Here is a 9,399-nt window from a genome sequence, read left to right on the forward strand (position 1 = left end):
CGGTCGCAAGTATTAGTGCAGTCTGTCACATCGTTCCGGATCGGCACGCGTCCGCTGATTAGATGGGTTCATGGCACTTCTTCAGGTGATCGTCGGCAGCACCCGGCCCGGCCGCATCGGCCTTCCCGTCGCCACGTGGTTCGCCCGGGCGGCGGCCGAGCACGGGCCCTTCGAGGTCGAGCTCGTCGACATCGCGGACTACAACCTGCCGCTCATGGACGAGCCCAACCACCCCCGGCTGCGGCAGTACACCCAGGACCACACCAAGCGCTGGAGCCAGACGATCGAGCGCGGCGACGCGTACGTGTTCGTCCACCCGGAGTACAACTACAGCTTCAACGCGGCCCTCAAGAACGCCATCGACTACCTGCACGCCGAGTGGGCCGACAAGCCGGTCTCGTTCGTGAGCTACGGCGGGGTCAGCGCGGGCCTGCGGGCCACCCAGGCGCTCAAGCAGGTCGTCACCACGCTGCGGATGGTCCCGATCTTCGAGCAGGTGCCGATCCCGCTGGTCGGCCAGTTCCTCGACGAGGAGGGCCAGTTCGTGCCGAACGAGATCATCGCCGGAAGCGTCGGGCCGGTCGTGCGCGAGCTCGCCCGCCTGAACGACGCCCTGGCCCCGCTGCGGAAGTAAGCCCCGAGGGCCACACGCCCGCGCGGCACACAGCACGCAAGCACGGAAAGGGCAGGCTGCGCGGCCCGCAAGCGTGAAAAAGGCAGGCCGCACAGCACGCAAGCGCACGGAAAGAACAGGCGCACGGAAGTGACCGGCGCGCGGAAGTGACCGGGCGCACGCTCAAGTGATCGGGCGCGCGGAAGTGACCAGGCGCGCGCGCAAGGGACGGGCGCGCGCGGACGGGACCAGCGCGCGCAAGGGACGGGCGCGGAAGGTCAGTAGCCCAGATCGACCGCGAGGGCCTTGAGCGTGTCCGGGAGCTCGATCTGCGGCACCGGCCGCGCCTCCTGGACCGCGCCGGTCTTGATCTTCTCCTGCCAGTCGCCGAGGCCGGCCACGAGCGGACCGTGGTCGGCCTTGCCGTACTCGACCATGGCGGGCTCGTAGGCCACCCCGAGGTAGGCGCAGATCTTCTGGGCCTCGCCGGCCGGGTCGCGGGTCAGGTCCTCGTAGCGGACGGTGTGCCCCGGCAGGTTGTTGCGGGCCTCGCGCAGCGCGGTCAGGTACTTGGTGACGCTGGCGATCGCCTCCTCCTCGGTCTGGCTGGTGCGGGCGCGCTGCCAGGAGTCGAGGATCGAGGCGGGGTGGCGCAGCAGGTAGATGAACTTGGCGTCGGGGAAGGCCTGCGCGACGCGGGCCCACTGGAAGACCAGGTTGGGCGTCTTCTCGACGAGCATCTTCTTGCCGCTGTCCTGCAGCGCCTTGGTGAGCAGGCGGTCCCACACCATGTTGGTGAGCTCGCGCTCGGTGAAGCCCAGCTGCTCCATGGCCGTCTTCGCGGCCGGCAGCTCGCACTTGACCTTGATGTGCGCGAGGTGCAGCTCGTGCGGCGCGAAGATCTCGGAGTGACTGTTCAGGATCATCCGCAGCAGGGTCGAGCCGGAGCGCACCGAGGAGAAGAGGAAGCCGGGGGCCGCGAGCTCCCGCTGCGGCACCGGGACCAGCCGGAGCTTCCCCTGGCGGTGCACGACCTGCATCCCGGTCTTCCGGGCCAACCGGACATTAACCTGCTTACGCCAAGCCATAAAAGTAGACCTTAGAGGTGAACAATAAGCACCGGTGGTCACGAACCTGTGAAGATGCTAGGAGTTTGATCAGTCACGAAGTAAAGCGCGTGGGGTCGCCCGCTCCGACGCGCAACACCTCCGGGACACCCTCCGACAGGTCCACCACGGTCGTCGGGACGGTGCCGCACTCGCCGGAATCGATCACCGCGTCCACGACGTGATCGAGCTCCTCCTTGATCTCCCAGCCCATCGTCAACGGCTCCTCGTGCCCGGGCAGCAGGAGCGTGCTCGACAGCAGCGGCTCGCCCAGCTCGGCCAGGATGGCCTGGGTGACTGTGTGCTCGGGGATGCGTACCCCGACGGTCTTCTTCTTGGGGTGCAGCAGGCGCCGCGGCACCTCGCGGGTGGCCGGCAGGATGAAGGTGTAGCTGCCCGGCGTACTCGCCTTGACCAGCCGGAAGACCGCGTTGCTGATCTGCACGAACTGGCCCAGCTGCGCGAAGTCGCGGCAGACCAGGGTGAAGTGGTGGCCGCTGCCCAGGTGCCGGATCTCCCGGATCCGGTCCATGCCCGCCGCGTTGCCGATCCGGCAGCCGAGGGCATAGCAGGAGTCCGTCGGGTAGGCGATCAGCCCGTCGTCCTGCAGCAGCCCGACGACCTGGTTGATCGCGCGGGGCTGCGGGTTGTCGGGGTGCACGTCGAAGTACTTGGCCACGCCCCCAGCCTAGATCGGCACGGGTGCCGCGGGGCGCGAGGTCTCCCGAGCGCGGACCAGCAGGGCCACGCCCAGGCCGGCGCCGACCGCGCTGCACAGCGCCAGGGTCAGCCCGACCCGGCCGCCCGCGACCTCCTCGCCGAGCAGCACCAGCCCGATCGCCGCGGCGGCCACCGGGTTGGTCAGCGTGCCCACGGCCAGCGGCGCGCCCAGCCCGGCCCGGAACGACCGCTGCGTGAACATCAGCCCCACGGTCGCCAGTACGGCCACGGCGAGCGCCGTCACGAGGGTCAGGAGACCGAAGTCACCTGCGGTGAGGCGTACGGTCGCGGTCTGGGTGAGGGCCGACGACACGCCGAACGCGATCCCGCCCGCCGCCGCCACCCACAGCCCCGAGGCGCCGGCCAGCGCGGTGAGCACGATCGCGGTCACCAGCAGCAGGCCGAGGACGTCGCCCGCGCCGAGGACGCCGATGCCCGCCGAGCCGGTCATGACCAGGATGCCGCCGAGACCGGCGACGGTGAGTCCCATGCCGTGCCACTCCAGCCGGGTGACGGCACGCCGGGCCACGAGCGCCGCCAACGGTACGGCCACCACGAGCGTCAGCACCCCGAACGGCTGGACCAGCGACAACGGCCCGTAGCGCAGCGCCACCACGTGCAGGAGGCCGCCGAGCCCGTTGAGCGCCACGGCCCCCCACCACGACGGCAGGCGGAGCAGGAGCCGGAGCGGCCGGTCCGCCACGCGCTGTTGCAGCAGGGCCCCGACGGCGTACGCCCAGGCAGACGCCACGCACGCCGCGATCGCCACTGCTGTTCCCACGCCGATCACCGTACGAGCGCGGGCGCCCCGGACGCGTCCTCCCCACGCGGTAAGTGGCGCCGGGCACGCCTACTACGCTGGTAGTACGCTTGCCTGAGGTGTGCCGGGAAGTCTGGTCGGCGTTCGCTGGACCGACCCCTGACGGAGGCACGATGAGCCTGTTCTCCCGCGGCACCTGGCCCGAGGCCCGGCGCATCGCCGAGCTGCTCCGCACCGAGACCGTGGGCGGCATGCTGCTGCTGGGCGCGGCGCTCGTGGGGCTCGCCTGGGCCAACTCGCCGTGGGGCGACGCCTATCGCGGCCTCGCCGACCTGCACCTGGGGCCGTTGAGCGTGGCGGACTGGGCCGCCGACGGGCTGCTGGCGATCTTCTTCTTCGTGGCCGGGCTGGAGCTCAAGCAGGAATTTGTGGCCGGCGGTCTGCGGGATCCCCGGCGCGCGGCCCTGCCCATCCTCGCGGCGGTCGGCGGGATGGCGGCGCCGGCGCTCATTTTCACGCTGATCAACCAGGGCTCGGGCACGCTCGCCGGCTGGGCCATCCCGACCGCCACCGACATCGCGTTCGCCCTGGCCGTGCTCGCGGTGCTCGGCACGCATCTCCCGTCGGCGCTGCGCCTCTTCCTGCTCACCCTCGCCGTGGTCGACGACCTGCTGGCGATCGTCGTCATCGCGATCTTCTACACGTCGTCGCTGCACCCGGCGCCGGGGTTGCTCGCCCTGCTGCCGATCGCGCTGTTCGGGCTGCTGGTCCAGCGCGGCGTACGGGCGTGGTGGCTGTTGCTCCCCCTCGCCCTGGCGGCCTGGTGGCTGATGCACGAGTCCGGCATCCACGCGACGGTCGCCGGCGTGCTGCTCGCCTTCACCGTGCCGGTGCGCAGCGGTCTCGCGGGCCGGTTCGCCGAGCGTTGGCAGCCGATCTCCGCCGGGGTCGCCGTACCCGTGTTCGCGCTCTTCGCCGCCGGGGTCTCCATCGCGGACGCGGGCGGTATCGGGGCGGCCCTGACCGACGTGGTCACCCTCGGCGTCGTGGCCGGGCTGGTCGTGGGCAAGGCCGTCGGCATCACGGGCACCACCTGGGTCGTGCAGCGGTTCACCCGCGCCGAGTTGGGGCCGGGGCTGAGCTGGTGGGACGTGCTGGGGCTGAGCCTGCTCGGCGGGATCGGGTTCACCGTGTCGCTGCTGGTGGCCGAGCTGTCGTACGGGGAGGGCAGCCCGCACAACGACCACGCGCGCATCGGCGTCCTGGCCGGGTCGGCGCTCGCCATCCTGCTGGCGGCGATCGTGCTGCGGCTGCGGAACAGGCACTACCGCCACGTGGCCGAACAGGAGAGCCGGGACGCGGACGAGGACGGCATCCCGGACATTTACCAGGAGCGATAGTTTCGGACAGGTAGGCTTGCGGTTCCGGGTGTCCGACCGAGGGGATCGAGGTGCGAAGCCTGCGCCGGCGCTGCGAGCAACGACTCGCGGGCATCGATGTGCCGGAACCGTTCGATCTGGACGCTTTCGCGGCAGTTGTCGCCGCGCACCGGAACCGGCCGCTCGTCCTGCGACCGATGCCGGGGCTCGAGGCCGGCGCCCCCTGCGGCCTCTGGATCGCCGCCGGCGACGCCGATTACGTCTTCTACGACCCCGGCACCTCCCGGCTGCACGCCGAGCACATCGTGCTGCACGAGCTCGCGCACATGCTCAGCGGCCACAGCACCGGCCTCGACGTCAGCGGCGGCGCCATCGCCCGGCTCGCCCCCGATGTGGACCCCGCCACGGTCTCGCGCATCCTCGGCCGGGTCAGCTACACCACCACCCAGGAGCGGGAGGCCGAGATGCTCGCCTCCCTGATCCGGGCCCGGTCGGCCGGCGTCCGCGCCCGCCCCGGCGGCGGCACCCTGGGCATTCTCGCCGACGTGCTCAAGTTCCGCCGGTGAACGGCGGCCTCTCCAGCGCCCTGTTCCTCGTGCTCTGGGCGACGGTGCTGATCCGCCTGCCCACCCTCGGTCGCGGACCCGAGCAGCGGGCCCTGTGGGCGACCGTGCTGGCGCTCGCCCTCGTCAAGACCGCGTCGTCCCCGGCCGGCTCCGCGGCCCTCGACCACGTGACCGCTCACGCCGCCGCGGTGCCGCATCTGTTCGCCGTGCTCAGCGCCTACTTCCTGCTGCGCTTCGTCATGCTGGTCACCGGCTGGGCCGAGACCCATCCCCGGACCGCGGTGCGCCAGCTGGTCGTGACGGTCGCGGTGCTGGTCGCCCTGGTCTCCCTCATCGGTACGGACACCGCGTACTGGATCGTCCTCAACAGCTATCTCGGCGGCGTGCTCACCGTGGCGGGCCTGATCTTCTGGCGCCCCTCCGGAGCGGCGTCCTCCCGGAGTCTCCGCCTGGGACTGCGCGCGATGGCGATCGGCGTGTGGATCATCGCCCTGTACGCCGTCGTCAAGACGACCATCGTCATCGCGGGCGCGCTCGGGGCGCCCGTGTCGTTCACGCCGCTCGAACCGGTCGCCAACGGGGTGCGTACGGTCGGGATGATCCTCGCCGTCGTGGGTGCGGCTGTCCCGGCGGCCGGGAAGGGGCGGACGATTGTCCGGGCGTACCGGTCGCTGTGGGCCCTGCGTCCGTTGTGGACCGTGATGCGGCGGACCTTTCCGGACGTCATCCTGTTTTCGCGGCGGCGGGCGCTGATCGAGCTGGCCGGGTTCGAGGAGGTGCGGCTGCGGCTCTATCGGCGGGTGATCGAGATCCGCGACGGGATGCTGGCGTTGCGGGGGTGGCTGCCGGCTTCGGCGCATGAGGAGGCTCGGCAGTTCCTCGGGGATGCGCCGGCGGCGCTGGTGGAGGCCTGCGCCATCGCGGTGGCGCTGGATCGGCGGGCTCGAAGGAATGCTTGCCCGGCAGTTGATCGAGCGATCGATCAGTGCCGCCGAATACCGGCGAGTGATGCAGGACCTCGCTGAGCGGGACAGACAGCGGCACCCGCAGCGCTGACGGGCGGTCCCAGTGGCCCGGGACTGACGCCCCTGCCGGGCTTTCCGGACGACGCCTGGCGTGCGAAGTGACGGACAAAGGAGTACAGCCATGACCACCTGGCGAGTGGACGACGTCGACGAGCTGGGACGGCTGGTCGGCATCGTCACCCGCAGTGACCTGCTCAAGGTGCACCTGCGGCAGGACAGCGATCTGCGACGTGCGATCGCGCAGGGTGTGCTGCGGCCGTTCCTGACCGAGGCGAACGACGCCCGCGCGGACGTCGACGACGGCATGGTGACCCTTGCCGGTCACGTCGACCGTTGGCCCACCGCCGACCTCGCAACCCGGCTCACCCGCCACGTCCCCGGCGTGGTGAGCGTCGTCAACAAGATCACCTATGACTGGGACGACCGCAACACGCTGGATGCCGGCGTGGCCTTCGGCGTGGCCTGACCAAGGCCCGAGGCGATGTCGGCACACCACCCGCTGGAGGTGTGAGATGAGGGAGCTCGACCGGCAGAGAACGGAACAAGAGGCTCGTCGGCACAGCGCCGATCTCGGGCGGCCCACCCGTTACAGCGAGGCCATGAACAGATACCTGGGTGCGGCGCAGTATCAGCAGGCCAGGACGCACACCGTACGAACGGCCGGATCAACGCCCGGACGGCCTGGACTCGTGACGGTGGGCGTGGACGACTCGCCGGACAGTTACGTGGCCCTGGACCATGCCGCGGTCGAGGCCGACGTGCACGGCTGGGACTTGCGTCTGGTACACGTGCAACGCGCGATCAGCGGTGCGGACCGGGACAGCGGAGCCGAACTGCTGCGCCGGCTGACCGACCGGGTCCACGCCCAGTCGCAGCGGGTCACGGTGCACAGCCGGCTCGCGATCGGTCCCCCCGCGAGCACGCTGCTGGGCGCGGTGCAGGACGCCGATCTCGTGGTGGTCGGCCGCCGCCACGGTGCCGCCGGCGCGATGCTAGGGATGACCGTCGGCGATTCCGTGGCCGCGCACCACCGCGGTCCTGTGCTGATAGTGCGGGTCCCGGGCTGGCCACCGGGCCCCGACTTCGCCCGCAGACCCCTGGCGGCGGTCACCGACGGCTCGCCCCTGGGCGAGCGTGCTGCCGCCTTCGCCATGGCGGAGGCCCGGGTCCGTGGCTGCGGCCTCGTCCTGCTGCATAGCAGCCCGGCAGCCGTAGCCGGTGACTACGTGGAGACGGTGGACGGCGTCGAGGTGCACCACCGCTGCACCCGGCGCGACCCAGCCGGTGCGCTGATCAGCGCGTCGCAGGAAGCGGCTGCTGTCGTGGCCGGTCGTCAGAACCATGGTGGCGTCGCCGAAACGCTCCTCGGCTCGGTGAGCCGCGCGGTGGTCGAACACGCGCCTTGCCCGGTCTTCCTGATCGGCTGAGAGAACGCGGGAGGGCGGCCACAGCCCGCTCACTTACAGGGCGTCGCTCCGGTGGGCGGTACCCGCCGGGCGTCTCGCTTGTTGGTGCTGTGAACGCCGCTGTCCGCAATTCAGGGATGTATGCGCAGTTCGTCCGGTGATGAGGCGGTGCTGGTGGCCGTAGCGGTTTGCTGTGACCACCAGCACCGCTGTCTTCAGGTGTGGGGTGGGGCGAGGGGGTGTGGTTCTTGGGTGAGCATGGCGAGGGCGGCGGCGACTTCTTCGAGTTCGGCTTTGGTGTAGATGGCGATGGTGCCGGCGTCGCTGCTGCCGGTTTCGGCGTGTCCGGCGTAGCGGCGGGAGACGGCTTCGCCGTAGTTGCGTTCGACCCAGGTGAGGGTGGTGTGGCGTAGCCAGTGGGCGCTGAGGTTGATGGACGCGGCCCAGGGCAGCTGTCGGCGGAGCCGGTGGAACAGGCCGTCGTAGCGGCGGTAGGTCAGCGCTCGCCCGTCGCGGTAGCGCAGTAATGGGGTTCCTGGTGTGGCGCCGCGTCGTTGTCCGTGGCCGAGCAGGTATGACATCAGGGTGGGGGAGACTGGTTGCCAGCGTGAGGTGCCGCCCTTTTCGTGCAACTGTGTGAGGCACTGTTCGGTATCCAGGTCTTCGGGTCTCAGCGCGAGGGCGCCGCCGCGGCGGCAGGCAGTCTCCACATGCAGCCGGACGATCAGACTGTCGAGCTCGGGATCGTCTCCGCTGGAGGCCGCTGCCTCGTAGATGTCTTCGAGGCGGCTGTCGGACAGTGCTCGCCGGTTGGTGGGTGCGCGTCGTGGTTTCGCGACCCGGGCTGCGGGGTCACGGTCGGCGGTGATGAGTTCGTCGGCCACGGCGCGTTTGTATAGGCAGCGGAACGCCGCGACGCAGTGTTCCGCTGCGCTGCGCCCGCCCCGGGAGTTGGCGCGCACCTTGGCGTTGGCCCGGATTTCGGCGGCGAACGCTTCGATGTCGATGGGTTTGGGTTCGTCGAGGCGCCGCGGGCCCCAGCGCTCGATGATGCGGTTCCAGTAGGTGCCGTAGGCCTTACGCATTCCCCGTGACACCGCGGCTGCCACCTTCGGCACGTATTCGGCGAACGTAGGGACCTCCTCGCGTGGCGCCGGAGCGCTGATCAATCGGTGGGAGTCACACCCAGGCGGTCCAGCAGCAACAGCGCGGCCTCGAGGGTGGCCTGATCCGGTGGGGGAGTACTCATCGGCTCTCACCGTCCAGGGCTTTGCGGTGCAGCTCGGCCAGCAACTGATCGAGCACGGCTGGTGGGTGTACGACCAGGACGCCGTCGTCGGGGTAAGCGGCGAGCAGGACACCGTCGCCGGTCTTCAGGTGCAGCCAGCGCCGTGCCACTGCGGGCAGGAACACCAGGCTCGAGGCGCTGACACGAAACACGCCGGCGTCATCGCCGGTCATGACGATGAGGTGTTCGCCCTGGCGAATGCTCAACCGTTGCCCGGGCTGCCAGGACAGGGCGCGTAGCAGCCGCCGGTCAGCGACCCTTCCGCGCGAGTCCAGGACGCTGAGTCCGTACACGGCGGTGCTGGTACGTAGATCGGTCAGCTTGGCCAGCGGAGGCGGCTTGCGCAACGCGCGCTGGATGACCGGCTGGCGGGGCTGGACTGTGGCGCGGTCAGGCCGCGGGATCGACGGGATCGCGCGGCTGTGTGCTGGATGCGTCATCGACGCACCCCTGCGGCGTGACACGTCCTCGTTCGGGGGAGTCTAGGACGTCCCCCCTCGGACACCATTTTCGGTGAAAATGCCCCATGGCGGGGA

The 9,399-nt window shown here is 70.5% G+C and carries 11 protein-coding genes; 6 read left to right on the plus strand and 5 right to left on the minus strand.

Annotated elements, in window-relative coordinates; all coding sequences use genetic code 11:
* Positions 1 to 70: 70 nt before the first annotated feature.
* A complete protein-coding gene (locus tag RBH18_RS26245) occupies positions 71 to 634 on the plus strand; it encodes an NADPH-dependent FMN reductase (protein WP_306212387.1) in 564 nt (187 codons plus the stop codon).
* Between the two features lie 257 nt (positions 635 to 891).
* On the opposite strand, the gene RBH18_RS26250 is transcribed toward RBH18_RS26245, so the two are convergent.
* The 3 genes from RBH18_RS26250 to RBH18_RS26260 form a co-directional block, all read right to left on the minus strand.
* On the minus strand, positions 892 to 1,653 hold the full coding sequence (locus RBH18_RS26250) for a sulfotransferase family protein (RefSeq protein ID WP_306212389.1): 762 nt from the start codon (positions 1,651 to 1,653) through the stop codon (positions 892 to 894).
* 121 nt (positions 1,654 to 1,774) lie between these two features.
* Positions 1,775 to 2,398 (minus strand): L-threonylcarbamoyladenylate synthase, encoded by a 624-nt coding sequence (locus tag RBH18_RS26255; protein WP_306212391.1) that lies wholly within the window; start codon positions 2,396 to 2,398, stop codon positions 1,775 to 1,777.
* 9 nt (positions 2,399 to 2,407) lie between these two features.
* Complete coding sequence (locus RBH18_RS26260; RefSeq protein WP_306212393.1) at positions 2,408 to 3,220, minus strand: DMT family protein; 813 nt, start codon at positions 3,218 to 3,220, stop codon at positions 2,408 to 2,410.
* A gap of 152 nt (positions 3,221 to 3,372) precedes the next feature.
* Between RBH18_RS26260 and nhaA the strand changes: the two genes are divergently transcribed.
* The 5 genes from nhaA (at position 3,373) to RBH18_RS26285 (ending at position 7,596) form a co-directional block, all read left to right on the plus strand.
* The gene (gene nhaA / locus RBH18_RS26265) at positions 3,373 to 4,599 is read left to right on the plus strand and encodes a Na+/H+ antiporter NhaA (RefSeq protein ID WP_306212395.1); all 1,227 of its coding nucleotides are present in this window, start codon (positions 3,373 to 3,375) and stop codon (positions 4,597 to 4,599) included.
* Positions 4,600 to 4,649: 50 nt separating this feature from the next.
* Complete coding sequence (locus RBH18_RS26270) at positions 4,650 to 5,144, plus strand: hypothetical protein (protein WP_306212397.1); 495 nt, start codon at positions 4,650 to 4,652, stop codon at positions 5,142 to 5,144.
* The gene (locus tag RBH18_RS26275; protein ID WP_306212399.1) at positions 5,141 to 6,169 is read left to right on the plus strand and encodes an MAB_1171c family putative transporter; all 1,029 of its coding nucleotides are present in this window, start codon (positions 5,141 to 5,143) and stop codon (positions 6,167 to 6,169) included. The genes RBH18_RS26270 and RBH18_RS26275 overlap by 4 nt, the downstream gene beginning before the upstream one ends.
* 121 nt (positions 6,170 to 6,290) lie before the next feature.
* A complete protein-coding gene (locus tag RBH18_RS26280) occupies positions 6,291 to 6,635 on the plus strand; it encodes a BON domain-containing protein (RefSeq protein ID WP_306212401.1) in 345 nt (114 codons plus the stop codon).
* Positions 6,636 to 6,768: 133 nt separating this feature from the next.
* Complete coding sequence (locus tag RBH18_RS26285; protein WP_306212403.1) at positions 6,769 to 7,596, plus strand: universal stress protein; 828 nt, start codon at positions 6,769 to 6,771, stop codon at positions 7,594 to 7,596.
* Positions 7,597 to 7,790: 194 nt separating this feature from the next.
* Here the strand turns inward: RBH18_RS26285 and RBH18_RS26290 are convergent, their stop codons facing one another.
* Positions 7,791 to 8,660 carry a tyrosine-type recombinase/integrase gene (locus RBH18_RS26290; RefSeq protein ID WP_306212405.1) on the minus strand — a complete coding sequence of 290 codons (870 nt, stop codon included), beginning with the start codon at positions 8,658 to 8,660 and terminating at the stop codon, positions 7,791 to 7,793.
* A 160-nt stretch (positions 8,661 to 8,820) separates the two neighbouring features.
* Positions 8,821 to 9,303 (minus strand): hypothetical protein, encoded by a 483-nt coding sequence (locus RBH18_RS26295; protein ID WP_306212406.1) that lies wholly within the window; start codon positions 9,301 to 9,303, stop codon positions 8,821 to 8,823.
* Positions 9,304 to 9,399 lie beyond the last annotated feature (96 nt).

The organism is Actinoplanes oryzae (assembly GCF_030757795.1).
GTDB lineage: Bacteria > Actinomycetota > Actinomycetes > Mycobacteriales > Micromonosporaceae > Actinoplanes.

Bases quoted from the DNA above. Each gene is read 5' to 3' on its own strand.
- RBH18_RS26290 (WP_306212405.1), bottom strand. From the start codon at position 8,660: ATGCGTAAGGCCTACGGCACCTACTGGAACCGCATCATCGAGCGCTGG.
- RBH18_RS26245 (WP_306212387.1), top strand. From the start codon at position 71: ATGGCACTTCTTCAGGTGATCGTCGGCAGCACCCGGCCCGGCCGCATC.
- RBH18_RS26280 (WP_306212401.1), top strand. From the start codon at position 6,291: ATGACCACCTGGCGAGTGGACGACGTCGACGAGCTGGGACGGCTGGTC.
- RBH18_RS26295 (WP_306212406.1), bottom strand. From the start codon at position 9,303: ATGACGCATCCAGCACACAGCCGCGCGATCCCGTCGATCCCGCGGCCT.
- nhaA (WP_306212395.1), top strand. From the start codon at position 3,373: ATGAGCCTGTTCTCCCGCGGCACCTGGCCCGAGGCCCGGCGCATCGCC.
- RBH18_RS26250 (WP_306212389.1), bottom strand. From the start codon at position 1,653: ATGCAGGTCGTGCACCGCCAGGGGAAGCTCCGGCTGGTCCCGGTGCCG.
- RBH18_RS26285 (WP_306212403.1), top strand. From the start codon at position 6,769: ATGAACAGATACCTGGGTGCGGCGCAGTATCAGCAGGCCAGGACGCAC.